Source organism: Pseudonocardia phyllosphaerae, from assembly GCF_046546475.1.
Taxonomy (GTDB): Bacteria; Actinomycetota; Actinomycetes; order Mycobacteriales; family Pseudonocardiaceae; genus Pseudonocardia; species Pseudonocardia phyllosphaerae.
On the sequence record NZ_JBKGXS010000003.1, the window covers coordinates 327935 to 354241 of the forward strand.

A 26307-nucleotide genomic window follows, 5' to 3' on the forward strand; every position below is an offset into this window, starting at 1 on the left:
GATCAACGACACGCCGTAGAAGGTCACGCGGAGTAGTTCAGCTCGTCACCCGTTCAGGCGTTCTCGTCGAGCCGGTCACGCATCAGCCCCAATCTCTCGGGGGCGTGGAGACGGAGAAGCACCTGGCCTGCATCGACCGGGCGACGCTCGCGGGTGGCCCGGCTGACGAGCACCATCACCAGGAACGCCAGCGGGACGCTCATGATCGCCGGTCGGTAGAGCAGGACGTCGATCCAGCCGCCTGCGCCGTCGTCGGCGGCCAGGCGCACCCCGGCCAGTGCGAGCACCACCGAGCCCGCCGAGACGATCCCACCGGTCAGCACACCGGCGATCGCGCCGACGTCGGTCAGGCCGCGCCACCAGATGCCGAGCACCAGCAGCGGGCAGAACGTCGACGCGGCGACGGCGAACACCAGTGCGACGGCCTCGGCGAAGTTCACCCCGGTCGGCAGCAGCGCGACGACCGTCGGCGGGATCCCGGCGATGACCGTGGCCAGCGGGAAGCGGCCGGACATCTTCCGTCGTCGCGGCAGGATGTCGGTCGAGACCACGCCGGCCAGGCTGACCAGCAGGCCCGACGCCGTCGACAGGAAGGCGGCCCACGCACCCGCCGCGACGAGGCCGCCGACCAGCGCGCCGAACAGGTTGCTGCCCAGGATCGCCGTGGGCAGCAGCAGGATCGCCGAGTCGCTGCGGCCGTTGACCAGCAGCTGCGGGGTGTAGACCCGGGAGAGCACGCCGAGCAGCGACACCATGATGTAGAAGCCGCTGAGCATGGCCAGGACGACGACGGCGCTGCGCCGCGCCGCCCGGCCGTCCGGGTTGGTGTAGAAGCGGCCCAGCACGTGCGGGAGCCCCATGGTTCCCAGGAACGTCGCCAGGATCAGCGAGTACGTGGCCAGCACCTGGTGCGGCTCGGAGCCGGTGAACGGGCGCAGCCAGCTCTCGTCGTCGGTGGGGGCGCCCGCGGTGACCGGCACCGGGGCGCCGGCCCGGAAGCTCAGCGAGGTTCCCGGCGCGACGACGTGGCTGGTGCCCGCGACCCAGCGCTGCGGACCGTTCGCGGGGCGGCCGTCGACCGAGCCACGGGCGACGACGTCGACGGTGAGCCGGACGTCGAGCTGCACGGGGGTCTCCACCGCGACCGTGGTGTCCTCGCGGAACTCCGGGGGCTCGTCGCGGGAGAAGGTGTGCCCGTCGCCGAACCACACCGCCAGCCCGATGATCACCGGGATGGCCAGCGCGGTCATCTTGAACCAGTACTGGAACGCCTGCACGAACGTCACCGACCGCATGCCGCCGAGCGCGACCGTGGCGATCACGACGACGCCGGCGGCGGCCGAGCCCACCCACTCCGGCAGGCCGGTCACGATCGCGACGGTCAGCCCGGCGCCCTGGAGCTGGGGCAGCACGTACAGCCAGCAGATGAGGATGACGACGACCGTGCAGACCCGGCGCAGCTTCGGTGAGGCGAGGCGGGCGTCGGCGAAGTCGGAGACGGTGTAGGCACCCGAGCGGCGCAGCGGGGCCGCGACGAACAGCAGCAGCGCCAGGTACCCGGCGGTGTAGCCGACCGCGTACCAGAGCCCGTCGAGGCCCTCGACCAGGACGGCACCGGCGACGCCGAGGAACGACGCCGCCGAGAGGTACTCGCCGGAGATCGCGCCCGCGTTCAGCCGGGACGGCACCGAACGCGAGGCGACCAGGAAGTCCGTGGTCAGCCGGGTGCGGTGCCCGATCGAGCCGATGACGGCCGAGACCACGGCCACCAGGACGATCGCGGTCAGCGAGGTGATCGCGGTCAGCGTCACCGGTCGGTCACGTCCTCGGCGAACTCCTGCTCGACGGTCTCCGAGGACGTCACGTACCACCAGCCGAGGCCGAGCAGGAACGGGTAGACGGCGAACCCGAGCAGCAGCCAGGGCAGCCGGATCCCGAGCACCGAGACCGCACCGAGCGCCGGGAACGCGACGAACAGGGCGGGCAGCAGCCCGAGGCCGGCCACGGCGACCATGCAGACCCGCAGCGCGAGGGCGAGCTGGTTGCGGACCAGGGAGTTCCGCAGCAGCGTGCCGACGGGGCCCGGGTCCTGCACGTCGGACAGGCCACGCGAGGAGTGGGCGGTCGACCGGCGCTCGGACAGCACGACGCGGACACGGCCGCCGCCCGGGCCGTCCTGGGTCTCGACGGCCTCGGTCGGCGGCTCCGGGTCGGTCGTCGGGGCGTCGACGAACCGCCGGGGCCGGACGCCGGTGTACGGCGCGGGTGCGGACACCCCGGCGCCGATCGGGGTGACCGCCGGTATCGCGCCTCGGGAGCCGCGGTCCGGTTCCGGCTCGTCCTCGATGCCGGGGGCGCGCCAGATGACCTGGGTGTGGTCGTCCAGGTCGTCGTCGTCCAGGTCGTCCAGGTCGTCGTCGTGCAGGTCCGCGTCGTCGTCCTCGTAGTCGGCGAGGTGGTCCGGGACGGGGGACGGCGGCTCGTCGTCCGCCGGAGCGGCCGGGGCGGCGGCGATGTGCCCGTTCAGCGGGACGGGGACGGGGCCGGTGTCGCCGGTCGCGTCGGCGGTGGCCGGGTTGCTGCCGGCCGGGTCGTCGGGGGTCGGGGCCGGGTCGTTCGTGGCCGGGCCGGTCGGGGTGGGGCCGGGCGGGGTCGGGCCTGTCGGTGACGCCGGGCCCGCGGGCGCGAGTGGGGCGACCGGGCCGCCGTTCAGCGCGGTGCTGTCCGGGGCCCACGCCGAGCGGGCCCAGGTGGTCGCGCCGGGGACGCGGCGGGGCAGCTCCGTCGCGGCGGCCTCGGCCGGGCGGCCGTTGGGCGGCCACTGCTTACCGGTTCCGACGGTGCCGGAGTCCGCGGTACCGGGAGGTATGGCGCCGGAGTTCCGGGGGCCGGGTCGCGGACGAACGCGCTGCGGCAGCGGAGGCTCGCCGGTGTCCGTGCCGGCGGCCGCGCCGGTGTCCGCGCCGGTGTCCGCGCCGGTGTCCGCGCCGGTGTCCGTGCTCTTGGCGGCGCCGGGGGCCGCGTGGGTGTCCGCACTGGCGGTCGTGTCGGTGCTCGTGGTCGTGGCCGTCTCGTCGTCCGCAGTGGTGGTCGCGCCGGTGTCCGCGGTGGTGGTGGTGGGCGCGTCCGTGCCGTCGTCAGGCGGTGTGTCCTCCGTGGACCCCGTGGAATCCGCTGCCTTTGTGGACTCCGCTGCCTCTGTGGACGCGGCGTCCGCGGCGCGGGCATGCCGACCGGTACGGCCGGAGCCGCTCGCCATCCGCCGGCGGATCTCCTCCTGCACCCAGGACGAGCCGCTGCCGGAGTCGTCGTCGGTGCGGCGGCGCCGCGCGGCCGGGGGCTCACCGGGGGTGGCCGGCTCCGGAGCGGGCGCCTGGGCGTGCGGTGGTTCGCCGGGAGCCGGGGGCCCGGCGGCGGCGTGCGGTTCCGCGGAACGCCCGGCCGCGGCGTGCACCGGTTCCGCCACCGGCCGTTGCCCGGCCGGGCGCGGCTGCCCTGCAACGGGCCCCGGGGGGACGGCCGGACGGGGCACCGAGTCGGAGTTGTACGCGGGACGACGCGGCGCCGGCACGCCCTCGGCCGCGGGCCGGGGGCCCGCGTCCGGGGCCGGATCGTGCGCAGCGGTCTCGCGCGCCACCGCACCGTTCGGAGCAGCACCGTTCGGAGCAGCGCCGTTCGGAGCAGCACCGCCGGGGGCCGCACCGTTCCGGGCCGCACCATCCAGGGCCACACCGTTCGGGGCTGCACCATTCGGGACGGAGCCGTGTGCCACCGCACCGTTCGGGGCCGCACCGTTCGGGGCCGCACCGTTCGGGGCCGCACCGTTCGCCACGGCGCCGTTCATGACAGCACCGTTCGGCATGGAGCCGTTCGTGACAGCACCTTTCACCGCGGAACCGTTCGGCACGGCGCCGTTCGCGGCGGCACCGTTCGCGCCGGAAGACGAGCCGTCCGGGGCCTGACCGTCCGGTGGGTGCCCAGGCCCCACGGGCCCGGCATCCGTCCGGTCGCCCCGCTCCGCCGCCGGTGTGGGACGCACCGACGGCTGGACGCCGCCGGTGGGTCTGCTCACCTCTGGCTCCACGCCTGCTTCGTCGCTCTGACCAGACGATCCTTCAGCTCACGCGTGTGCCGGCGGCTGACCGGCAGCTCGGCGGTCTCCGGGCCGGACCCGATCCGGACGACGTACCCGGACCCGGCCAGCCGCAGCTCGGTGACCAGCGGCAACGACACCAGGAACGAGCGGTGGATGCGGACGAAACCGGCGTCGCGCCAGCGCTCCTCGAGCACCGACAGCGGTATCCGGACGAGGTGGCTGCCCTCGGTGGTGTGCAGGCGGGCGTAGTCGCCCTGGGCCTCGACGTAGCGCACCGACGAGCGGGGCACGAGCTTGGTCGTACCGGCCAGCTCGACCGGGATGACCTCGTCGTCGCCGCTGCCGGACTCCTCGGGCCGGACGGCCTCGGCCACGGCACCCTGTCCGCGGGTGGCGACGATCCGGTCCAGCGCGGCGGACAGACGCTCGGAACGCAGCGGCTTGAGCAGGTAGTCGATGGCGCCGACGTCGTAGGCGTCGACGGCGCGGTCGTCGTGCGCGGTCACGAACACGATCGCCGGCTGCACCGTCATGTTCTTGAGGACCCGCGCCAGCTCCAGGCCGTCGAGCCCGGGCATACGGATGTCGAGGAAGACCGCGTCGATGTCGGTCTGCTCGGCGAGGTCGACGCCACCGGCGGGCGCACCGGCACCCGCGGGTGCTCCGGCACGGCGACCGTTCAGGATGCGGAGCGCCTCGGTGGACTCACCGGCCTTGAGGACCGTCTCGACCCGCGGGTCGTCGTCGAGCAGGAACGCCATCTCCTCCAGCGCGGGCTGCTCGTCGTCCACCGCGAGCACGACCAGTCCTCGCGTGGTGTCGTTGCTGTCCACGATCTCCTCATCCTGCTTCCCGGCCCGAGCCGGGAAGCCCATCGAGTCGATGATCGCCCGGCACAGCGACCATGGTGACGTGCCGACGCGCCGAGTGCCAGGGCACGAACCGTATCGGTGACGGGACCACCACGCCGCGCATCCACCGATCGGGTACTGCCGGGACTCGGCTCACAGCCCGTAACGAGCCCAGGCGGCCCTGGTCTCGAGTGCGGCCATGAGCTCGTGCGCCACACCGTCGGCGTTTCCGCCGAGCCCCGGGAACGACGCGGCCCCACCGCCGGCGCCCAGCCGGGCCAGCAGCGGCTTGCGCTGGTCGACGGGGCGCTGCTCGGCGTCCGGGAAGCGCTCGGTGAGCACCTCGTGCGCGGTGCCGATGCCGTCGACCAGGCCCAGCTCCCGGGCCTTCTCCCCGAGCCAGACCTCACCGTCGAACAGGTCGGTGCCGCTCGCGAGCCGGTCGCCGCGGCGCGCGGTGACCCAGGCGGTGAAGCTGTCGTGCAACTGTTCCTGCAGCCCGGTGAGCCAGGCGACGTCCTCCGGCTTCTCCGGCTCGAACGGGTCCAGCCGCGCCTTCGCCTTGCCCGCGGTGTGCAGCCGCCGGGTGATGCCCCAGCGGTCGATCAGGCCCTCCAGGCCGAACCCCGAGCTGACGACGCCGATCGACCCGACGATCGAGGTCGAGCAGGCGTAGATCTCGTCAGCCGCGCAGGCCAGCCAGTACCCGCCGGAGGCGGCGACGTCCTCGCAGAACGCCAGCACCGGCACGTCCTTCTTCGCCGCCAGGCCACGGATACGGTCCGCGACCAGCTGGGACTGCGCCGGCGAGCCGCCGGGCGAGTTCACGACCAGTGCGACGGCGGCCAGCCTGTCCGGCGCGAACGCGCGCTCCAGGACCTTCTCCAGCGACGCCAGGTTGATCACCTGGCGGGGCACCGGCGCGGCCTGGCTGCTGATCACGCCCTGCAGCCGCACCACGGACACGACCGGGGTACCGGTCGCGGCACCGAGCGTCTCGCCGAGCCCGCCCGGCAGGCGTGACGTGAGTGCGGCGGGAAATCGCAGGCCATCCATGCCGCGACACCGTACGCGGGCGCGCTGAGTGACGGAGGGCGACCGGTCCGGCACGGTGCGGACACCCGGGCGGGCACCCGGGCGGCGCAACGCCGGGACCGGTCAGGCGCGGATGCCGGCGCGGAACTTCGGGACCCGCAGGGTGATCTTCATGCCCGCCCCGATGTTGGTGTCCACCACCAGGCCAAAGTTGTCCCCGAAGGCCGATCGCATGCGGTCGTCGACGTTGCCGAGGCCGACGTGTGCGCCGGACAGGTGGGCGTCGTCGAGGTCCTCGTTGAGCCGCGCCGGGTCCATTCCGACCCCGTCGTCCTCGACGACGATGACGCACTCGGACCCGGCGTTCTCGGCACGGATCGTGACCGTCCCGCCGTTCGGCTTCCCGGACAGGCCGTGCCGCACCGCGTTCTCCACCAGCGGCTGCAGCGCCAGGAAGGGCAGCACGACGTTCTGCACCTCCGGGTCGATCTGCAGCTGGATGTTGAGCCGGTTGCCGAACCGGGCCTTCTCCAGCACCACGTAGCGCTTGATGTTGTCGAGCTCGTCGGTCAGCGTCGTGTACTCGCCTGCGGACCGGAACGAGTACCGGGTGAAGTCGGCGAAGTCGATCAGCAGCTCACGGGCCCGGCCGGGGTCGGTCCGGATGAACGAGGCGATCGTGGTCAGTGCGTTGTAGACGAAGTGCGGCGAGATCTGCGCGCGCAGCGCCCGGACCTCGGCCCGGTTGAGCCGGGCACGGGAATCGTCGAGCTCGGCGAGCTCCAGCTGGCTGGAGACGTAACGGGCGACCTCGCCGGTGGCCCGCAGGACCGGCGGGCCCGCCGTCGTCGGGGTCAGCGCACCGAGCGTGCCGATGATGTTGCCGTCGCTCTCCAGCGGGACGACGACGATGCCCCGCACCTCGCATCCGGGCTGGTTGCACTTGATGGAGGTGTGACTCATGATCTCCATCCGGCCCGTCCGGACGACGGTGTCGGCCAGCGTCTGCACGTCCTGCTGGTGCTGGTCGGCGGAGCCGTCCCAGCCGATCACCGTGCCGCGCCCGTCGGTCATCGCCATCGCCGTGGTCTCCAGCAGCTGGCGCAGGTAGGGCAGCGCCTGCGACGCCGAGCGCTCCGAGAGACCCTCCCGCAGCACCGGCGCGGCCAGCGCCACCGTGTGCAGCGCCGAGAAGGTGGCCTTCGCCAGCGGCGTCACCATGTTGTCGCGCCGGTTGCGGTGCCACCAGAACCCGAACGCGACGCCGAGCAGCACGAGCACCACGCCGACGATCGGCAGGACCAGCACGGGATCGACGAGCGCCCCGCCCTCGGCCGCCAGCACCTGAACCACCTGCACCTACCTCACCAACCGGGACAGCCGGCGGTCGGCGAGCGGCTTGCCACCGGTCTGGCAGGTCGGACAGTACTGGAACGATCTCTCGGCAAACGACACCTCACGGACGGTGTCCCCGCACACCGGGCAGGGCAGCCCGGTGCGGGCGTGGACGCGCAGGCCGGAGCGCTTCTCGCCCTTCAGCGTGGCCGCGGCCTGGCCGACCGAGCGGTCGACGGCGTCGGTCAGCACGGCGTGCAGTGCCTCGGACAGGGCGTCGCGGCGGGCCTCGTCGAGGCGGGACGCCGTCGCGTACGGGGAGAGCTGCGCGGTGTGCAGGATCTCGTCGGAGTAGGCGTTGCCGATCCCGGCGACCGTGGTCTGGTCGGTGAGGACGGTTTTGAGCCGCCGCGAGTCGCCGTCGAGCAGCTCGTCGAGACCGGCGCGGGAGAGCTCGAGGGCGTCCGGGCCGAGCCGCGCGATTCCGGGGACCTCGGCCGGGTCGGTCACCAGATACACCGCGAGCCGTTTCTGGGTTCCTGCCTCGGTGAGGTCGAAGCCGGGGCCGCCGACCTCGTCGAGGTGCACGCGCAGCTGCAGCGGGCCCCGCCCGGGCCGCGGCGGCGTCGCCGACGCCTGCTCGTGCCAGCGCAGCCAGCCGGCCCGCGACAGGTGGGTGACCAGATGCAGCGCGGGTTCGTCGGCGCGGTCGGCGAAGTCCACCGACAGGAACTTCCCGAACCGGCTCGCCCCGGTCACGACCCGCCCGGCCAGCACGGACACCGGCGGGTCGAACGTCTTCAGGGCGCTCATCGAGGCGAGGTCCACCCGGGCCACCGGGCGGTACACGGCGTGCTCGCGCAGATGGTGGGCCAGTGCCTCCACCTCGGGCAGTTCGGGCACCGCGCCTCCCCTAGTTGATCGGCTGGAGCGGGCTGTCCGCGTGGCCGGGGGTCGAGCGGTTCTTCAGGCTGCGGACGACGACCCGGGTCTCCTCGCGCGCCGACGCGATCCCGCGGACCATCCCGCTCCAGTGCTCGGCCGGGAGGTCGTAGCCGCCCTGGGTCTTCGCGACGATCGTGTACGGGCGGCGCAGCAGCCAGCGGCCCGGGAAGAACGCGAGCCCGGCGATCGCCACGACCCAGTAGAACCAGGGGAAGTAGACGCCGTCCGGCGTCCACACGATCAGCATGACCCAGAAGAACACCAGCACCGACAGGATCAGCACGACGGCGCCGCGACCGCCGTCGACGTCGTGCTCGAACTCGTCACCGATCGCCGGCGACGTCCACTCGATGTTGCGCTGTACCTGCCACTCGCGGTTGTCCGCCGCGATGACCGTCTTCGTCCCCATCGATTCCGCTCTCCCGTGCCCGTCCGGTGAGAAATCGTCCCACAACGGACCGCGGTAACCGAGGATCCGCGCGGGTCGTGACCCGGCCGCGACTCAGCAGGCGGACTCGCCGGGGGAGCGCTCGGGCTGGCCGGGGGTGAGCAGCTCGGAGCGGGTCAGGACGATCGGCGTCGGGCCGTCGTTGCGCAGCTCGTAGGACTGGCCGTTCTGCACCGGGAACGCGCGGCCCGGCCCGTAGGTCTGCGGCTCGCAGCGCCCGATCGTGCGGATGGTGACGGTGCCCTGGCGGACCGCGGTGATCACCGAGCCCGGGTGCTTGATCCAGCCGGTGTTCTCACCCGCGTGCAGGACCTCGGTCTTCACGACCAGCTGCGCGGGCCCGCTGGAGTCCATCTTCACCGGGCCGTCGACGGCGGCCAGCGTGTCGGCCGAGGCCTTGTCGCCGAAGCCCGGCGGCTTCGGCGGGGTGTCGCGCGGCTCCTGGCCCGCCGACGGGTCGGGCACGCCCGGCAGGCCCTCCGCGCTCTGCCCGTCCTGCCCGCCCTGGGTCGGGCTCGGCCGGCCCGCTCCGTTCTGGCCGGGTGCACCACCGTTCTGCGGGCCACCGTCCTGGCCACCGCCGTTCCGGGGACCGTCCGGAGCGGGCGCGGGTGCCGCCGGGGCGTCGCCGGACCCGCCCTCGTCACCGGACCCGCCCTGGGAGGCTCCGGGGTCCGCCGGCGCCGAGCTGCCCGAGCCGTCCCGGTCCGGGGCGGGCAGCTCGTGCCCGAGCTCGCCGGGCTGGGCGCAGCCGGCGAGCACCGCTGCGGACGCGACCAGCAGCGCTCCGGCGACGAGGGGCGAACGGACGGGACGGGCAGCGCGCACGGGGTCCTCCCGGTGGTGGCGACGGGGGATCCGGCTCGGATCCGACCTGCAACCTAGTCGGGACGCGCCGTCCGAGGGGCCCGGGGCACGTACGTCCACTGATCCGTGTCGTCCTCCCCGCCTCCGGAGCGCCTGCCGGGCCCCGCCGGGGAGTGACCACCGTCATGCCGAACTCGTTTGCGTCATGCAACCAACCGGGAGCATGCTTGCACTCAGCATCTAGTTGCGTGATACACACACCGCGAGTCGACGGCCGGTCACGGCCCGCCACCACCGCGGCGTCGCGCACCACCTGCGCACCACGGGACCGCTACTGGAAGGAGTGCTCGTGAGCACTGCCGAACGGGCGAGCTCGGGGCCGCGTGAACTGAGCGAAGCAGACCTGGAGCTCGCCGACACCGTCGTCCGTGATCTCTTCCAGCTCATCCGCCAGGTCAAGCGGTCCGCCGAGCGGCACCGCCCCGAGATGATCGTCGACATGGCCGGCTACCACCTGCTGCACCACCTGCACTTCAACGGTGCGCAGCGAGCCGGGGAGATCGCGGCGACGTTCCACTCCGATCCCTCCACGATCAGCAGGCAGGCCGCCGCGCTCGTGAAGTCCGGCCTGGTCGAGCGCCGGGCCGACCCGGGCGACGGACGCGCGTCGCTGCTCGCGGCGACCGACGAGGGCGTCCGCGTGATCGAGGCCGAGCGCCGCCGCCGCGCCCGCACCATCGCCGCCGTCCTGGACGAGTGGGCCCCCGCCGACCGCACCGCCCTGACCACGCTCCTCGAGCGGTTCCTCGACGACTACCAGACCTTCGAAGCACAGGAGAACGAATGACCACCGCAGCCGCGGCTCCTCCGTCGCGCGCCGAGGGGGAGCTGACGCACCGCCAGATCCTCACGGTCCTGGGCGGGCTGATGCTGGGCATGTTCCTGGCCGCCCTGGACCAGACCGTCGTGTCCACCGCGATCCGCACGATCGCCGACGACCTGCACGGCCTGTCCATGCAGGCGTGGGCCACCACCGCGTTCCTGATCACCAGCACGATCACCACGCCGCTCTACGGCAAGCTGTCCGACATCTTCGGCCGCAAGCCGCTGTTCATGACCGCCATCTCGATCTTCCTGCTGGGGTCGATCGCGTGCACCCTGGCCTGGTCGATGTACTCCCTGGCCGCGTTCCGCGCGCTGCAGGGGCTCGGTGCCGGCGGCCTCATGTCGCTGGCCCTGACCATCCTGGGCGACATCGTCCCGCCGCGTGAGCGGGCCCGCTACCAGGGCTTCTTCCTCGCCGTGTTCGGTACGTCCAGCGTCATCGGCCCGGTCATCGGCGGCCTGCTCTCCGGGGCACCGACCATCGCAGGCTTCGAGGGCTGGCGCTGGATCTTCCTGGTGAACGTCCCGATCGGTGCCGTCGCGCTGATCGTCGTCTACAAGGTCCTCAACATCCCGCACGTCCCGCGCAAGGCGCGGATCGACTGGCCCGGCGCGATCGCGCTGACCATCTGCCTGGTGCCGCTGCTGCTGGTCGCCGAGCAGGGCCGCGAGTGGGGCTGGACCTCGGTCAACTCGATCGTCGCCTACGTCGTCGGCGCCGTCGGCCTGCTGCTGTTCCTGGCCGCCGAGCGTGCCTACGGCGACGACGCGCTGCTGCCGCTGCGGCTGTTCCGCACCGGCGTCTTCTCGCTCTCGTCGGTGATCAACCTGTTCATCGGCATGGCACTGTTCGGCGGGATCGCGCTGCTGCCGCAGTTCCTGCAGATCGTGCACGGCGCGACGCCGATCGAGTCCGGCCTGATGATGCTGCCGCTGATGGCGGGCATCATGATCGCCTCGGTCGTCTCCGGCCAGCTGACCTCGCGGACCGGCCGCTACAAGATCTTCCCGGTGATCGGCACCGCGTTCATCACCATCTCGATGGTGCTGCTGTGGCTCACCGTCACCCCGGAGATCCCGATCTGGCAGCTCGACCTCGAGATGGGCCTGCTCGGTCTCGGCCTGGGCCTGTGCATGCAGACCCTGGTCCTCGCCGTGCAGAACGCCGTGCCCGCCCGCGACATGGGCGTCAGCACCTCGACGGTCACCTTCTTCCGCCAGATGGGCGGCACGCTGGGCACCGCGATCTTCCTGTCGGTCGTCTTCTCGACCGTCGGCGACCGGATCGGCACCGCCCTGCGCAACGCCATGGGCACCGACTCCTTCCGCAGCGCGCTGACCGACCCGGCGGTGCTCGCGAACCCGGCGAACCGCGACGTCGTGCAGGGCCTGCGGTCCGGCGAGCTCGGCTCCTCGGTGCTGACCGACTCCTCGTTCCTGCAGCAGATCGACCCGCGGCTGGCCGCACCGTTCCAGACCGGGTTCACCCAGTCGATGACGCTCGCGTTCTTCATCGCGGCCTGCGTGGTCGCGGCGGCGTTCGTGCTGGTGCTCTTCGTCAAGGAGCTGCCGCTGCGCACCGTGTCCGGTGCGCAGGCCGCGGCGGCCGAGGCGGCCGTCGCCGCCGAGGCCGGCGCGGGAGACACCGCTCAGGGCTCCACGGACCGGGGCGCGGTCCCGGCCGGGGGCACCACGACCGACGTCCCGACCGAGGCCATCGCCGCGGTCACCCCGGCCGCGGGTGCCGCAGTCGGTGCGACGGCGGCCGGTGCCGCCGCGGGACTCACGTCCCGGCCCGGGGCGGACCACGACGGCCGGGGTGAGCCCACCCCGCCGACCACGCCGCTGCAGACCGTCGGCCGCACCGACGGCACGAACCGCAACGGCGGCAACGGTCATGGCGCCGTGCGGGACCAGGGCGCAGGCCAGGGCTTCGGCTCCGGTCCGGGTTCCGGCCTCGGCTCCGGTTCCGGGTCCGGTTCCGGCCGCGGCTCCGAGCCGGCGTTCGCGGCCGCGGGCGGTTTCGCCGCGCACCCCGGTGACGGCCCCGCCGTCGACGGCCGGGTGCAGCGCGGCGACGGCGCCCCGCTGGCCGGTGCGACGGTGACCGTCACCCGGCTCACGGGTGAGCAGGTCGGCCGCACGACCGCCGACGCCGAGGGGCACTACCGGGTCGCGCTGCGCGAGCCGGGCCGGTTCCTCGTCGTCGCGGCGGCCGGGAGCCTGCCTCCGCAGGCCGCGACGGTGACGGTCGGCTCCGCGCCGGTACGGCACGACGTCCGGCTCACCGGCGGCAGCGGGGTCCGCGGCACCGTCCGCGACTCCGACGGCCACGGCGTCGGCGGCGTGACCGTCGCGCTGATCGACGGCACCGGTGACGTCGCCGCATCCGCGCGGTCCGGTGAGGGCGGCCTGTACGCACTGGCCGGGGTCTCGGCGGGCACCTACATCCTCACCGGTGCCGGTGAGGGCCTCGACCCGGTCGCGATCGGTGTCCAGGTGCCGCCGGCAGGCACGGTCGATCAGGACCTGCGGCTGCCGCAGCGTTCCCGGCTCACCGGGCGGGTCACCGCGATGCCCGACGGGAACCCGGTTCCGCAGGCACTGGCCACGCTGATCGACTCCGACGGCGCCGTCGTCGGGTCGCGGCTGTCGGAGGTGGACGGCACGTTCACCTTCGACGGGCTGGCCGCCGGCACCTACACCCTCGCGACCAGCGGGTACGCCCCCGTCGCGACGGTCGTGGCGCTGGAGCCCGGCCGGGTGACGCACTCCGACGTCGAGTTCCCGCACCCGCTGGAGGGCACCGAGCAGCCCCGCGGCACCGGGGCGGTCCCCGCGGGCCGCGGCACCGGGCCCGACGGCCGGCACGAGCGACCCTCGCCCGGGCCGCGCTGAGGGTCCCGGTGTCGGGCCCCACGGCCCCGGATCGGATGATGTTCCACGTGGAACGCCCGGTACCCGCACTCGCGGGTGCCGGGCGTTCTGTGTTGTCCGGGGCTGTCGCCGTCCGGCGTCGTCATCCGGGGTCGTCGCGTCCGGGGTCGTCGTTGTCCGGGTTGTCGGAGCGGGCGCTCCGGGGTCAGACCGCGATCGCGCCGCCGACCCCGGAACGCGGGTCGACCGCGGCGTGCAGGGCGATGCCACCGGGCGCCGGGAAGCGGCCTGCCGCGCACATGCGGCCGAGCGCCCACGGTCCGGCGTCGGTGACGTCGTGGCCGCGCCGTCGCAGGTAGGCCAGGGTGTCCGCACCCAGCCGGGACTCGACGACGAGCCCGTGCGGCTCCCAGCCGCGCGGCGCGAACGAGGCCGGGAACGCGGTCGAGTGCCAGGTGGGGGCGTCGATCGCGCCCTGCAGCAACGACTCCGGCGCGAACCCGCCGTACACCAGCGCGAGCAGGAAGCAGAGCTGCCACTGGTCCTGCTGGTCCCCGCCGGGGGTCCCGAACGCGACGGCCGGTTCCCCGTCGCGCAGCGCCAGTGACGGCGACAGCGTGGTGCGCGGCATCCGGCCCGGCACCAGCGAGCTGGACAGGCCGTCCTCCAGCCAGAACATCTGCCCACGGGTGCCCAGGCAGAACCCGAGCGCCGGGATCGTCGGCGAGGACTGCAGCCACCCGCCCGACGGCGTCACCGAGACCATGTTCCCGGCCGCGTCGACGACGTCGACGTGCACGGTGTCGCCGCGGGTCGCACCGTCCCGGGCCACCGTCGGCTCACCGCTGCCCGGGCCCTCGGTCCCGGTGCCGCGCCCGGCCCCGGGGGTGGCCGCGTAGGCGCCGAGGACCGGGGTGCGTCCGCCCGGTGAGCCGGGGCGCAGGGTGCCGTCGGACTCCGGGCCGATCAGCGAGCGGCGCTGCGCGGCGTAGGCCGGGGCGAGCAGATCGTCGAGCAGGTCCCCGGAGGCGGCGCCGGGTGAGTCGCCGTACCAGGCCTCCCGGTCGGCGAACGCCAGCTTCGCCGCCTCCGCCGCGGCGTGCACGGTCTCCGCGGTCGCGACCCCGCCGGGCAGCTGCGGGTCGCCCAGCAGCGCGAGCTGCTGGGCCAGCACCGGGCCCTGCGACCAGGGCCCGCACTTGGCGACCGACCAGCCGCGGCCGGCGTCGGTGAGCACGGCGGGCTCGTAGTGCGCCGACCAGCGGTCCAGGTCGTCGGCGGTGAGAAGGCCGGTGTGCGCGGTGCCGGTGCCGTCGTGGACCGGGGTGGCGCAGAACCGCTCGATCTCCTCGGCGACGAAGCCGCGGTACCAGGCGTCGCGGGCGGCGTCGATGCGTGCCTCGCGGGTCGCGCCCACCGCCTCGTCGAGCAACCGCCGCCAGGTCGCGGCCAGCGTCGGCAGCCGCAGGATCTCCCCGGCCGCCGGGACGCGGCCGCCGGGCAGCCAGGTCTCCGCCGACGACGGCCAGTGCGCCCGGAAGTGCTCGGCGACCGCGCCGATGGTGACCGGTACCCGCGGGACCAGCGGGAACCCGTGCTCGGCGTAGCCCAGGGCCGGACCGAGGACGTCGGCGAGCTCGCGGGTGCCGTGGTCGCGCAGCAGGGTCAGCCACCCGTCCCAGGCGCCGGGGACGGTCGCGGGCAGCAGCCCGGTGCCGGGCACGATCGCGCAGCCCTCGGCGCGCAGCCGCTCGGTCGTCGCCGCGGCCGGGGCGACGCCCTGCGCGCACAGCACCTGCGGGGTGGGATCGGCTGCGGTGACGAACACCGCGGGCAGCTCGCCCCCGGGACCGCACAGGTGCGGCTCGACGACCTGCAGGACGAACCCGCAGGCCACGGCGGCGTCGAAGGCGTTGCCGCCGTCGGCGAGGACGGCGGCCGCGGCGGCGGTGCCGAGGTGGTGGGTGCTGCTGACCGCGCCGCGCGGGCCGATCCGGTCGTAACTGGGGAGCGCCACCGGAGCATCCTCTCCCGGCGCGGCGCCCGCGTCACGGGCGCGGAAGGAGCGGAAGGCCCCGTCAGGACGGGCCGGCCAGCTCGCTCACCAGCGGCACCTCGAGCACCCGGTCCGAGGACATCCACTCGCGCAGCACCTGGGTGGCCATGACGTCGTCTGCGTTGTAGCCGAGCAGGCGATCACGTTGTGCCGCATCGGGTTCTCCGCCGTCGAGGGCGACGGCGTCGCGGTACCAGCGCATCGAGTTCTCCCCGCCGGCCTCCGGGTCCCGCCAGGCGAACCCGGCCGCCGGGGCGATCTTCTTCAGCCCCTTGCCCTGCGCGCACAGGAACCAGGTGGAGACGACGCCGAACAGGTCCACCCAGCACGGGTCCTCGACGAAGGCCCGCACCTCGGCCTCGCCCGGGACGCCCGGGACGTCGGCGAAGCGCTGCGCGGAGGCGATCATCCAGCGGTTCTCGGCCTGCTCGTTGTAGCAGTACGCGGCGAACGTGCGCCCGGACGCGAGGGCCCGCTCCCGGACCCCGCGGAACCAAGTCCAGAACTCGGCGAACGAGCGGCCCTCGTCGCGGGTGGGGAGCGGCTCCCAGGTCGCGAACGCCCGGTAGCCGGGCTCGGGGTCGCCGTCGCGGGCGCCGCCGGGCAGCGTCAGCAGCGCGCCCCACAGGTAGGCGCCGGACTCGCCGAAGCTCTCCATGTCGACGTCGACCTCGACGTCGGCGCGCGGGACCGGCACCCGCGGCACCCGCCGGGCCACGGCCAGCCCGGCGCGGCGGGCCCGGGCCAGCGCCACCAGGTCGGTGAACGGCGGGCCCGGCAGCGGCGACGGCAGCGCGGCAGGCGGGACGGCCGGGTCGAGGTCGGCGAGCCCGGCCACGGTGCCGACGCCGATCTCGCGCAGCAGGCCCGAGGTGGCCCCGTGGGCGACGAGGCTGACGTCGTCGGTGCGCTCCAGGTCGGCCTCGCAGGTCGGCCACCAGGGGCACCGCCGGCACTCGGTGATCCGGGACGGCTCGGCCAGCGCCGGCGCGCCGGTCGCGGCGGCCCGGGCGACGGCGGCCCGGTCGGCGAACCGGGCGTCGTACTCGTCCAGGGTGGAGCGCTCGCCGGGCCAGTGCCCGGCACGCAGGTCGTGCCAGACGACCACGTCGGCGTCGAGCCCGACGACCCCGCCGACCCGCGGCGCGCCCTCCGGCGGCGCCCACCCGGCGGACTCCAGCATCCGGGTCAGCTGGGCCAGCGCGAGCAGGTCGCGCGGCTGGGACCGCACCTTGCGGTGCGGGTCCTCGGCGGCGTGCTCCGGCCAGGGGTCGGTGACGGCGCTGGTCCGGGCGCCGCCGCCGGGGTCGGTGATCCGCCGCCGGACGACCAGCAGCGGCACGTAACCGCCTTGCGGCCCCCGGACCAGCAGCTCCGCGGTGCCGCGCCGGTCGCCGTCGACGGGCAGGACCGCACCCCAGATCATCGGGGCCCCGGCCGCGACGAGCTCGGCGGTGCGGTCTGCCCGCTCGCCGCGGGACACCCACGGCCCCTCCCCCTCGGACGGCGGCCCGGACGCGCCGCCGGGCCAGGTGCTCGCCCAGGCCGCCCCCGCGGCCCCGGCGAGCAGGTCGCCGATCCGGGCGCGGTGCGCGGCGGCGTCGGCACGGCGCTGCTCGATCGCCGGGTCCGGCAGCGCACGCGGTGCGTCGGCGGCGGCCGGGTCGTGGTCGAGGTGCACCCGGCGGCGGCACCCGGTGAGCGCCGCCGCGTCCAGCAGGACGCGCGGTCCGGCGGCGCGCTGCGGTGGCCGCTCTCCGGTCGGGGTGTGCACGGGGCCGAGGGTAGAGACCACCCCCGACAGCATCCGCGTGCGGCGTCCCACGTCACGCGACGGTGTCGGACCTGCGCCTGCGGTGGCGAACACCCTAGGCTGCGACGACGATCAGCCCGATCATCGTGGCGAACCGGACCCGGGAGGACGCGAACATGGGACTGCGGCGCACGAAGCCGGACACGGGCGGACGGGCCGCGTCGGCGACCCTGGAGGTGAAGGCGGCCGAGGCCGCGACCGACGCCTCCGTCCGGACCCCCCAGGCGGTGGCCGATGCCGCCCGCAAGCTGCAGGACGCGACCGCGAGCACCCGCGTGCGCGCGGACAAGTCGGCCGAGAAGCTCCAGAGCAAGGCCTCGAAGGCCCGTAAGAAGGCCGAGGCGGCGAACAAGCGCGCCGAGAAGGCCGGCAAGAAGGCGGGCCGCAAGGCGCGCAAGGCCGGCAGCGGCCCGGCCGAGGCGAAGGCCAAGGCGACCGCCGCGGACCGCAAGGTCCGCCAGAAGGCGGCCAAGGCCGACGCGGGCGCCCGCAAGGCCGAGGCCAAGGCCGCCCAGGCCCAGGAGAAGGGCCGGGTCAAGAGCGAGCAGCTCGCGATCAAGGAGATCGAGAAGGAGCGCGCCGCCAAGGAGTGGAACGCCGCCCGCGTGAAGCGCTACCTCGGCATCGCCAAGATCCTCGCGCCGGTGCTCGCGCCGTACGCGATCGCCGCCGCAGGCTCGGCCCGGCACCGCTGGGACGACCACCGCTCGCGCCAGCTCGGCGTCGCCCCGCACGAGGTCGGCACCTACTCCGGCACCGGCGGCAAGCTGCACGCCCGGATGTCGCGCATGTCGCGGACCATCGACGAGCTGCGCAACGACGGCACCGTCGACCGCGACCCGAAGGCGAAGAAGTTCGCCGACGAGAGCGAGACCCGGCTGCACGACCTGGCCGCCGCCGTCCGGACGGCGGAGCAGATGCCCGCCACCCGGCGCAAGGCCGCGTTCCGTGCCGTGTCGACCGACCTGGACCGCATGGAGGTCGACCTGCTCGAGCACCTGGGCGTGCAGCCCTGAGCGGTGCCGCGGGCACGGCCTACTCCTGGCGGTAGGCCTCCAGCAGACGCAGCCACACCTCGCTGATCGTCGGGAAGGCCGGGACGGCGTGCCAGAGCCGGCCCAGCGGCACCTCCCCGACGACGGCGACGGTGGCGGCGTGCAGCAGCTCGGCGACCCCGGGCCCGACGAACGTCACCCCGACGAGAACGTCGCGGTCGGCGTCGACGACGGCGACCACCCGCCCCGACCAGCCGTCGGCGGTCAGGGCGGTGCCGGCGTTCGCCATGTCCATGTCGACGACGTGGACGTCGAGGCCGTCGGCCCGGGCCGCGGCAGCGGTGCGCCCCACCCAGGCGACCTCGGGGTCGGTGAACACGACCTGCGGGACGGCGTGGTGGTCGGCGGTGGCCGCGTCCTCGCCCCACGCCGCGGTGTCGAGCTCGCGCCCGGCGGCGCGGGCGGCGATGGCGTGCGCGGCGATCCGGGCCTGGTACTTGCCCTGGTGGGTGAGCGGGGCGCGCCCGTTGACGTCGCCGACGGCGTAGAGCCAGTCGCCGTGCGCGAGCCCGGTGTCGTCGACGACGACCGCGCCCTTCTCCCCGGTGTCCAGGCCGATCGTGTCGAGCCCCAGACCGTCGACGGCGGGCCGGCGCCCGGTCGCGACGAGCAGCTCGTCCACCTCCACGGTGCCGCCGCTGCCGGCCGCGCCGCCGGTGTACAGGACGACCGTGTCCCCCGCACCGGCCGACACCTCGTCGAGCCCGGTGCCGAGCCGGACGTCGACACCGGCCTCGGCCAGCCCCGCGGCGACCTGGTCGGAGGCCACCGGCTCGGCGTTGGGCAGCAGCCGGTCGCCACGGTTCAGCAGGGTCACCCGCGAACCGAGGCGGGCGAAGGCCAGGGCGAGCTCGCAGCCGACGACCCCGCCGCCGAGCACACCCAGCCGTCCCGGGACGGTCGTCGCCGAGGTGGCCTCACGGGAGCCCCAGTGCCGCACCGAGTCCAGGCCGGGCACCGGCGGGGTGACCGGCACCGAGCCGGTCGCCAGCACCACCGCCCGGCGTGCGGTCACAGTGGTCTCGGCACCGCTGCCGTCGGCGACCACGACCGTGCGCTCACCGGCGAGGCGGCCGCGGCCGCGCAGCAGCGTCACCCCGGCGCCCTGCACCCAGTCCGCCTGGCCGGTGTCCTGCCGGTCCGAGGTGAGGCTCGTGCGCCGGGACAGCACCGCGGCCGGGTCGGATCCCGCATCCACCCCGGGCAGCCGCCGCGCGTCGGCGACGGCCTGCGGGGTGCGCAGCAGCGCCTTCGACGGGATGCACGCCCAGTAGGAGCACTCACCACCGACCAGCTCGTCCTCGACGATCGCGGCGGAGAGCCCGGACTGCACGGCGTACCCGGCGACGTTCTCCCCGACCGGCCCCGCGCCGATCACGACCACGTCGAACGCGGTGCCGTCGAACCCGGTGCTGTCGAACCCGGTGCCGGACACGGGGCTCAGGCCCCGAGCGCGGCGACGGCGTCGGCGATCGCGACGTCGCCCTCGCGCAGCTCGAGGGTGGTACCTGCGGTGGCGTCCGGGCCGAGCAGCAGCGCGGCGATCACCGCGGCGGTGTCGTCGCGGGTGACCTCGGCGCGCTCCACCGGCGGCGGCGCGAGCAGCACCTTCCCGGTGCCCGGGTCGTCGGTCAGCTTCCCGGGGCGCAGGATGGTCGCGTCGAGGCGGTCGTCGGCGCGGATCGCGTCCTCGGCGGCCTTCTTGGCCCGGATGTAGGCGGCCCACACCTCGCCCAGCTCGGGGTCCGGTTCGGAGTCGACCCCCGGTGAGGAGACCAGCAGGTAACGGCGGATCCCGGCGATCGCGGCGGCGTCGGCGAGCAGGGTGGCGCCGTCGCGGTCGACGGTCTCCTTGCGCGCGGCGTCGCTGCCCGGACCGGCACCGGCCGCGAACACGACGGCGTCGGCGCCGGTCAGGTGCTCCGCGAGCGCGTCGGCGGTGGTGTCCTCCAGATCCGCCACCACCGGCTCGGCACCGGTCCCCCGCACCTCCTCGGTGTGGCCGGGGTTGCGCACGATCGAGCGCACCGTGTGTCCCTGCCCGGCCAGCCGTGCGGCGAGCCGCATCGCGATCTTCCCGTGCCCTCCGGCGATCACCACGTCCATACCGCGAGGCTAGGGGCGCCCGGGTGGTCCCGCGCGGTGCGCACTCACCCGGTCGGCTTGAGCGTCCACACGATCGTCATGGCGCCGGTCTGCGTGCCGCTCGGGTCCGTGATCGTGACGTCGACGCCGAACTCGGGCCGCCGGCCGCCGTCCAGCTCGGCGAGTACCTCGTCCGCCGGACGGGTGAGCACGGCGTCGGCGCGCAGGTCCCCCTTGGCGAGCTTGAGATATCGGATCTCGGAACGGACGACGAGCGGCACGGCCCGGTCCCCGGCCGCGGCGAACGCGGCCAGCCCGACCGCCCCGGAGGCGGTCTCCCCCAGCCCGAACATCACCGCGGCGTGCGGCCCGCCGACGTGGTTGTGCTGGTCGGGGCGGTCGGGCAGGAACGCCTCCGCCCGCTCGGTGGTGATCTCCCCGAAGGTGATCCCGGCGGTGCTCACCCACGGGACCGCCTGGGTCATCGCGGCGGCCACCCAGCTCGCGTCGTCTGCCATGCCCCGGACATTACTCGCCGGTAACCCACCGCGGGAGTCCCACGACGTCTGCCCGAATCATCTGTTTTATCGGTGAGCGAGAACGAACCCCCTTGCCCGTCGTCGACCGCAGGGTTGTGATCGACGTGACGGGCGACACACGTCCCATGTCGTCCGCCGAACCACCACCACCGACGCGCGCAGCAGCGCGTCCGACGCGGAGGAGGTGCCGCGGTGAAGGCGGTACGGGTGCACGCGTACCAGAAGGACCCCCAGATCGACGACATCCCGGAACCCGAGATCCAGGGACCGCTCGACGTCATCGTGAAGGTCGGGGGCGCGGGCGTCTGCCGCACCGACCTGCACATCATCAACGGCGACTGGGCCGACATCCAGGAGCCGGCGCTGCCCTACGTGATCGGCCACGAGAACGCGGGGTGGGTGCACGCCGTGGGCGACGCCGTCACCAACGTGGCCGTGGGCGACACCGTGATCCTGCACCCGCAGCCGTCGTGCGGGCTGTGCCTGGCCTGCCGGGCCGGACGCGACATGCAGTGCACCGGCAACGCCTTCTTCCCCGGCCTGTCCGACAACGACGGCGGCATGGCCGAGTACGTCCGCACCACCGCCCGGGCCTGCGTGAAGCTGAACCCGGACACCGATCCCGCGGACGTCGCCGCGCTCGCCGACGCCGGCATCACCGCCTACCACGCGGTCCGCAAGGCCGTACCGCTCCTGTACCCGGGCACCACCGCCGTCGTACAGGGCGCGGGCGGGCTCGGGCACATCGCCATCCAGGCACTCGCCGCGCTCACCGCCACGAAGATCATCGTGGTGGACAAGAACGTCGAGGCGCTCGAGCTGGCGCGCACGATCGGCGCCGAGAAGGTCGTGCCCGCCGACGGCAACCACGTCGAGACCGTCCAGGAGATGACCGAGGGCGGCGCGACCGTCGTGTTCGACTTCGTCGCCGAGCAGGGCGCCGAGCTCGACGCGTGGGCGATGACCGGCCCGGCAGGCTACGACTTCATCCTCGGCTACGGCGGCGAGTTCCGGGCGCCGACGCTCGACTTCGTCGCGGGCGAGAAGAACGCGATCGGCAACATCGTCGGCACCTACAACGACCTGGTCGAGCTCATGGTCCTGGCCCAGGCGGGGAAGGTCACCCTGCACACCGAGCGATACCGGCTCGACCAGGCGCTCGACGCCCTGCGCGATCTCGACGCGGGCAACGTCCGCGGCCGGGCGATTCTCGTCCCCTGACACCGGATCCGGGGGCGACTCCCGGATCCGTCGACAACTGCAGACAGCACGTACGCAACGTTCTCTCTCACCACCACCGATCGGCCTCAGCGCCGAGTCGAGGAGGAACACCATGTACGAGAAGGATGGCGAGAAGTACTTCGTCGTCGACTCCCACTGCCACTTCTGGGATGCCGCCCGGGAGAACTGGGTGGAGGGCCGCGAGCAGTACGCGAAGGGCTGGATCGACTGCTTCTACGGCTATCACCAGCTCGGTCCGCCCGAGACCCACTGGGACTGGGAGAAGTTCCTGAAGGTCTCCGCCGACGACTTCGAGCGCGACATGTTCGTCGAGGGCCACGTCGACGTCGCGGTGTTCCAGTCGACGTACCTCAAGGAGTGGTACGCCGAGGGCTTCAACACGATCGAGCAGAACGGCCGGCTCGTCGACCGGTTCGGCGACCGGCTGATCGTCAACGGACGGTTCGACCCGCGCGACGGCGACGCCGGCCTGCGCCAGTTCGAGCAGGACCACGCGAAGTACGGGTTCACCGGAATCAAGCTCTACACCGCGGAGTGGAACGGCGACTCGCGCGGCTTCAAGCTGACCGACCCGGAGTGCTACCGGTTCCTGGAGAAGGCCCAGGAGCTCGGCGTCAAGAACGTGCACGTCCACAAGGGCCCGACGATCTGGCCACTGGACAAGGACGCGTTCGACGTCGCCGACGTCGATCACGCGGCCACCGACTTCCAGGGGCTCAACTTCATCGTCGAGCACGTCGGCCTGCCGCGGATCGAGGACTTCTGCTTCATGGCGGTGCAGGAGCCCAACGTCTACGCCGGCCTGTCGGTCGTCATCGGCGGTCTCATGCACGCCCGCCCGAAGTTCTTCGCCAAGGTGATGGGCGAGCTGCTGTTCTGGGTCGGCGAGGACAAGATGCTCTACGGCGGCGACTACAACATCTGGACGCCGAAGTGGCAGGTCGAGGGCCTGGTCGACTGGCAGATGCCCGACGAGGAGCAGTTCTCCGACTACCCGCGGCTCACCACGGCGTCGAAGAAGAAGATCCTCGGCCTCAACGCCGCCAAGCTCTACGACATCCCGGTGCCGGAGGAGTGCAGGCTGCCCGAGACCACGGCCGGTGAGCCGATGGCGCCGGGTGAGGAGCTGGTCGACGACGTCGCGGGGGCCCAGGCGTGACCGCGGGGCCTGCTGCGGGGACCCTCCGGCAGGCCGTGTGGTCCGCGCTGGGGACGGTGCTCGACCCGGAGCTGGACGAACCGATCACCGATCTCGACTTCGTCGAGTCGTACACGGTCTCCGACACCGGTGAGGTCGCCGTCGGGCTGCGGCTGCCGACGTTCTTCTGCGCGCCGAACTTCTCGTTCCTGATGGTCGCCGACGCCTACGACGCGGTGACCGCGGTTCCGGGGGTGCGCCGGGCGTCGGTGTCGCTCGCGGACCACCACGCCTCCGACGAGATCAACGGCGGGGTCGCCGCACACGCGGGGTTCGTGAAGTCGTTCGAGGGCTCGCTCAACGGCGAGGCCGCGGCCGAGCTGGACGAGCTGCGCCACACGTTCCTGTCCAAGGCCGCGCTGGCCGGGCAGGACCGGGTGGCCCGCCCGCTGGTCGACGCCGGGGCGGGGCCCGACGAGCTGGCCGGGCTGACGCTCGGTGCGCTCGCGGGCACCGCCGCCGACACCGACGAGCTGGTCCGGATGCGCCGCCGCCGGGAGACGATCGGGCTCCCGGCCGGTGACGACGCGCCGCTGCTGGTGCACTCCGACGGCTCGCCGGTGCGGGTCGAGCAGGTGCCGCTGCACCTGCGGCGGGCGCGGCTGCAGCGGGTCGGGATCGAGACGAACGGCGAGTACTGCAAGTCCCTGCTGAAGATCCGCTACGACGAGACGCCGGCCGCGGCCGGGCACTGAGCAGCGCTGACAGCGCTGACAGCACCGGGCAGCACCGGGATGCCGATCGCGCGGGGCGTGTCCCTCCCGGACACGTCCCGCGCCGGCATGTCTCAGGCCGGAGTGGCGTCCAGCAGCCGGACGGTGTCGACGAGCCGGTACCCGGTGCCGTCACGGTGGGGCTCCAGCGCCGTGAGCAGGGCCTCGCGGACGGCGGCCGGTCCCGCGGCGCGGGCGGCGTGCCGCCCCGGTCCGGACGCGAGCACGCCCGCGACCAGATCGTCCGGGTCGTCGTGCGCCACCGGCACCCGGATCACGGCCACCTCGGCCACGGTGAGCCCGGCCGCGGCGGCGAGCGCGGTGAGCGCAGCCGGGTCGGTCAGCGCAGCCGGGTCGGTCAGCGGGGTCGCGCCGCCGCCGCTGCGGTCCGAGGCGGGCGGGTTCCGGCGGGGTGCGGGGGCTGCGCCGGTCAGCGAGGCCAGGGCCTCGCCGATCACCGCCGCGTCGCACTCGTCGGGGGCGCCCCAGACGGTCGCGCGGACCGCGCCGCCGGGCCGGCAGACCCGCCCGGCCTCACGCAGCGCGCGCTCCGGATCGGGCAGGTGGTCGAGCACCTGCACCAACGTGACCAGGTCGAACGCGTCGTCGTCGAACGGGAGGTCGCAGGCGCCTGCGGGCTGGAACGCGGCGCCGGGTGCGGTGCGGGCGGCGATCTCCACGGCGCGGGGCTGCGCGTCGACCCCGGTGACGACGAGGCCGTCGGCGAGCGCGCGGGCGCAGAACTCCCCGGTGCCGCAGCCGACGTCGAGCAGCCGGGCTCCGGGCGTGGCCCCGGTGAGGAGCCGGTCGAACAGCGGGGTGCTCATGTCTTCGGCGGCAGGGTGCGCACGAACGCCACGCCCTCGGTGACCCAGCCGGCGAGCTCGTCGCCGTCGAGGTCGTCGATGTCCGGGGTGCCGGACACCCGAAGCCAGCCGGCCATCTCGCGGCCCCCCATCACCATGCGTTCCACCCGCGGCCGGGTGAGCAGCTCCGCCGCGCGTTCCGGGTCGACCCGCACCATCAGCCCGCCGCCGCGGCTCACCGCCACGGTCATGTGCCCGCCGAGCAGGAACGCCAGACCGCCGAACATCCGCTTCTCGGTGAGCGCGGGCTCGTCGGCGAGCAGGGTGCGGACGCCGGCGGCGAGCCCCTCGTCGTAGGCCATGCGGGTTTTCTAGCGGCCCCAGACGTCCTCGGCCACCGCGACGACGAGCTCCAGCTTGCGCTTCTGGTCGTCGACGGTCAGCTCGTTGCCCTCCACGGTGGAGGAGAAGCCGCACTGCGGGGACAGGCAGAGCTGGTCGAGCGGCACGTAGCGGGCGGCCTCGTCGATCCGGCGCTTCAGCTCGTCCGGGTCCTCCAGCGCACCGGTCTTCGTCGTGACCAGGCCGAGCACCACCTGCTTGCCGGCCGGGACGTACCGCAGCGGGGCGAAGGTGCCGGAGCGCTCGTCGTCGAACTCGCAGAAGATGCCGTCCACGGCCAGCTCGCCGAACAGCGCCTCCGCGACGTGGTCGTAGCCGCCCTCCGCCGCCCACGACGACCGGTAGTTCCCGCGGCACAGGTGCGTGGTGACGGCCATGTCGGCCGGCCGGTCGGCGATGGCGGCGTTGATCTGGCGGATGTAGCGCAGGTGCTGGGTGTCCGGGTCGTCGCCCTTCTCCCGCAGCTGCTCGCGGTGCGCCGGGTCGTTGAGATAGGCCAGCGCGGTGTCGTCGAGCTGCAGGTAGCGGCAGCCGCGGTCGTGGAGGGCGCGGACCTCGTCGGCGTAGGCGGCGGACAGGTCGGCCCAGAACTCCTCGACGTCCGGGTAGACCTCCTCGGAGATCACCGCCCGGCCGCCGCGGGCGTAGACCATGCTCGGCGACGGGATCGTCAGTTTCGGGACCGCGGTCGTGACCTGCGCCTTCAGATAATCGAACGCGTCGGCGAAGATCGGCTCGTCGAGCCGGACGCGGCCGGTGACCGCCATCCCGGCCGAGGTGAAGCTGGTCTGCCCGCCCGCGTTGCGCATCGACACCTCGACGCGGCCGTCGGTGCGGCTGACGCCGCCGAGCCGGTGGATGAAGTCCATGTGCCATGAGGTGCGGCGGAACTCGCCGTCGGTGGCGTCGCGCAGGCCGACCGACTCCTGCAGCGCGACGACGTCGGAGACCGCGGCGTCCTCGGCCGCGCACAGCCCGGCGTCGTCCAGCTCCCCGGCGGCGTACCGCTGACGGGCCGCGAGCAGCGCCGGTGGGCGCAGCAGGCTGCCGACGTGGTCGGCGCGGAACGGCGGGCTGGTGCGGACGGCCGGCGTCGACTCCACGGTGTCGGGCATGCCC

The 26307-nt window shown here is 74.0% G+C and carries 22 protein-coding genes; 6 read left to right on the plus strand and 16 right to left on the minus strand.

Annotated elements, in window-relative coordinates:
- Positions 1-53 precede the first annotated feature (53 nt).
- The 8 genes from ACLE50_RS10020 to ACLE50_RS10055 form a co-directional block, all read right to left on the minus strand.
- The gene (locus ACLE50_RS10020) at positions 54-1811 is read right to left on the minus strand and encodes a sodium/solute symporter (protein ID WP_410943163.1); all 1758 of its coding nucleotides are present in this window, start codon (positions 1809-1811) and stop codon (positions 54-56) included.
- On the minus strand, positions 1808-3466 hold the full coding sequence (locus ACLE50_RS10025; RefSeq protein ID WP_410943164.1) for a hypothetical protein: 1659 nt from the start codon (positions 3464-3466) through the stop codon (positions 1808-1810). Before ACLE50_RS10025 ends, ACLE50_RS10020 begins: the two co-directional genes overlap by 4 nt.
- A 602-nt stretch (positions 3467-4068) precedes the next feature.
- The gene (locus ACLE50_RS10030) at positions 4069-4929 is read right to left on the minus strand and encodes a LytR/AlgR family response regulator transcription factor (RefSeq protein ID WP_410943165.1); all 861 of its coding nucleotides are present in this window, start codon (positions 4927-4929) and stop codon (positions 4069-4071) included.
- A gap of 171 nt (positions 4930-5100) precedes the next feature.
- Positions 5101-6003: a S49 family peptidase gene (locus tag ACLE50_RS10035; RefSeq protein WP_410943166.1), complete on the minus strand. Its 903-nt coding sequence runs from the start codon at positions 6001-6003 to the stop codon at positions 5101-5103.
- Between the two features lie 102 nt (positions 6004-6105).
- Positions 6106-7341: a sensor histidine kinase gene (locus ACLE50_RS10040; RefSeq protein ID WP_410943167.1), complete on the minus strand. Its 1236-nt coding sequence runs from the start codon at positions 7339-7341 to the stop codon at positions 6106-6108.
- On the minus strand, positions 7342-8220 hold the full coding sequence (locus tag ACLE50_RS10045) for a DNA-formamidopyrimidine glycosylase family protein (RefSeq protein WP_410943168.1): 879 nt from the start codon (positions 8218-8220) through the stop codon (positions 7342-7344).
- A gap of 10 nt (positions 8221-8230) precedes the next feature.
- Positions 8231-8671 (minus strand): hypothetical protein, encoded by a 441-nt coding sequence (locus ACLE50_RS10050; RefSeq protein WP_410943169.1) that lies wholly within the window; start codon positions 8669-8671, stop codon positions 8231-8233.
- Between the two features lie 93 nt (positions 8672-8764).
- Entirely contained in the window at positions 8765-9538 is a 774-nt protein-coding gene (locus ACLE50_RS10055; protein ID WP_410943170.1) for a cupin domain-containing protein, read from the minus strand.
- A 328-nt stretch (positions 9539-9866) separates the two neighbouring features.
- On the opposite strand from ACLE50_RS10055, the gene ACLE50_RS10060 reads away from it, so the two are divergent.
- Positions 9867-10364: a MarR family winged helix-turn-helix transcriptional regulator gene (locus ACLE50_RS10060; RefSeq protein WP_410943171.1), complete on the plus strand. Its 498-nt coding sequence runs from the start codon at positions 9867-9869 to the stop codon at positions 10362-10364.
- On the plus strand, positions 10361-13300 hold the full coding sequence (locus tag ACLE50_RS10065) for an MFS transporter (protein ID WP_410943172.1): 2940 nt from the start codon (positions 10361-10363) through the stop codon (positions 13298-13300). Before ACLE50_RS10060 ends, ACLE50_RS10065 begins: the two co-directional genes overlap by 4 nt.
- A 184-nt stretch (positions 13301-13484) precedes the next feature.
- Here ACLE50_RS10065 and ACLE50_RS10070 read toward each other — a convergent pair whose 3' ends face one another.
- On the minus strand, positions 13485-15296 hold the full coding sequence (locus ACLE50_RS10070; protein ID WP_410943173.1) for a gamma-glutamyltransferase family protein: 1812 nt from the start codon (positions 15294-15296) through the stop codon (positions 13485-13487).
- 61 nt (positions 15297-15357) lie between these two features.
- On the minus strand, positions 15358-17142 hold the full coding sequence (locus ACLE50_RS10075) for a TM0106 family RecB-like putative nuclease (protein ID WP_410943264.1): 1785 nt from the start codon (positions 17140-17142) through the stop codon (positions 15358-15360).
- Between the two features lie 122 nt (positions 17143-17264).
- Here ACLE50_RS10075 and ACLE50_RS10080 point away from each other — a divergent pair, with 122 nt between their 5' ends.
- Positions 17265-18164 (plus strand): DUF6474 family protein, encoded by a 900-nt coding sequence (locus ACLE50_RS10080; RefSeq protein ID WP_410943174.1) that lies wholly within the window; start codon positions 17265-17267, stop codon positions 18162-18164.
- 19 nt (positions 18165-18183) lie between these two features.
- Here the strand turns inward: ACLE50_RS10080 and ACLE50_RS10085 are convergent, their stop codons facing one another.
- Genes ACLE50_RS10085 through ACLE50_RS10095 form a run of 3 tightly spaced genes read right to left on the minus strand, consistent with a single transcriptional unit; the run spans position 18184 to position 20806 of the window.
- On the minus strand, positions 18184-19587 hold the full coding sequence (locus ACLE50_RS10085; RefSeq protein ID WP_410943265.1) for a dihydrolipoyl dehydrogenase family protein: 1404 nt from the start codon (positions 19585-19587) through the stop codon (positions 18184-18186).
- A gap of 56 nt (positions 19588-19643) precedes the next feature.
- Positions 19644-20309: an SDR family oxidoreductase gene (locus ACLE50_RS10090; RefSeq protein WP_410943175.1), complete on the minus strand. Its 666-nt coding sequence runs from the start codon at positions 20307-20309 to the stop codon at positions 19644-19646.
- 44 nt (positions 20310-20353) lie between these two features.
- On the minus strand, positions 20354-20806 hold the full coding sequence (locus ACLE50_RS10095; protein ID WP_410943176.1) for a DUF4442 domain-containing protein: 453 nt from the start codon (positions 20804-20806) through the stop codon (positions 20354-20356).
- A gap of 213 nt (positions 20807-21019) precedes the next feature.
- Here ACLE50_RS10095 and ACLE50_RS10100 point away from each other — a divergent pair, with 213 nt between their 5' ends.
- From ACLE50_RS10100 to ACLE50_RS10110, 3 genes are all read left to right on the plus strand, one after another.
- Positions 21020-22048 carry an NAD(P)-dependent alcohol dehydrogenase gene (locus tag ACLE50_RS10100; RefSeq protein ID WP_410943177.1) on the plus strand — a complete coding sequence of 343 codons (1029 nt, stop codon included), beginning with the start codon at positions 21020-21022 and terminating at the stop codon, positions 22046-22048.
- Between the two features lie 112 nt (positions 22049-22160).
- A complete protein-coding gene (locus tag ACLE50_RS10105) occupies positions 22161-23228 on the plus strand; it encodes an amidohydrolase family protein (RefSeq protein WP_410943178.1) in 1068 nt (355 codons plus the stop codon).
- Positions 23225-23962, plus strand: a complete 738-nt coding sequence (locus ACLE50_RS10110) for an iron-sulfur cluster assembly protein (protein WP_410943179.1) — start codon at positions 23225-23227, stop codon at positions 23960-23962. Before ACLE50_RS10105 ends, ACLE50_RS10110 begins: the two co-directional genes overlap by 4 nt.
- Before the next feature lie 92 nt (positions 23963-24054).
- On the opposite strand, the gene ACLE50_RS10115 is transcribed toward ACLE50_RS10110, so the two are convergent.
- The 3 genes from ACLE50_RS10115 to ACLE50_RS10125 are packed head-to-tail and all read right to left on the minus strand — an operon-like array spanning position 24055 to position 26303.
- Positions 24055-24807: a class I SAM-dependent methyltransferase gene (locus ACLE50_RS10115; protein ID WP_410943180.1), complete on the minus strand. Its 753-nt coding sequence runs from the start codon at positions 24805-24807 to the stop codon at positions 24055-24057.
- Positions 24804-25148, minus strand: a complete 345-nt coding sequence (locus ACLE50_RS10120) for a TfoX/Sxy family protein (RefSeq protein ID WP_410943181.1) — start codon at positions 25146-25148, stop codon at positions 24804-24806. Before ACLE50_RS10120 ends, ACLE50_RS10115 begins: the two co-directional genes overlap by 4 nt.
- A 9-nt stretch (positions 25149-25157) precedes the next feature.
- On the minus strand, positions 25158-26303 hold the full coding sequence (locus tag ACLE50_RS10125; RefSeq protein WP_410943182.1) for a 5-methyltetrahydropteroyltriglutamate--homocysteine S-methyltransferase: 1146 nt from the start codon (positions 26301-26303) through the stop codon (positions 25158-25160).
- Positions 26304-26307: the final 4 nt, after the last annotated feature.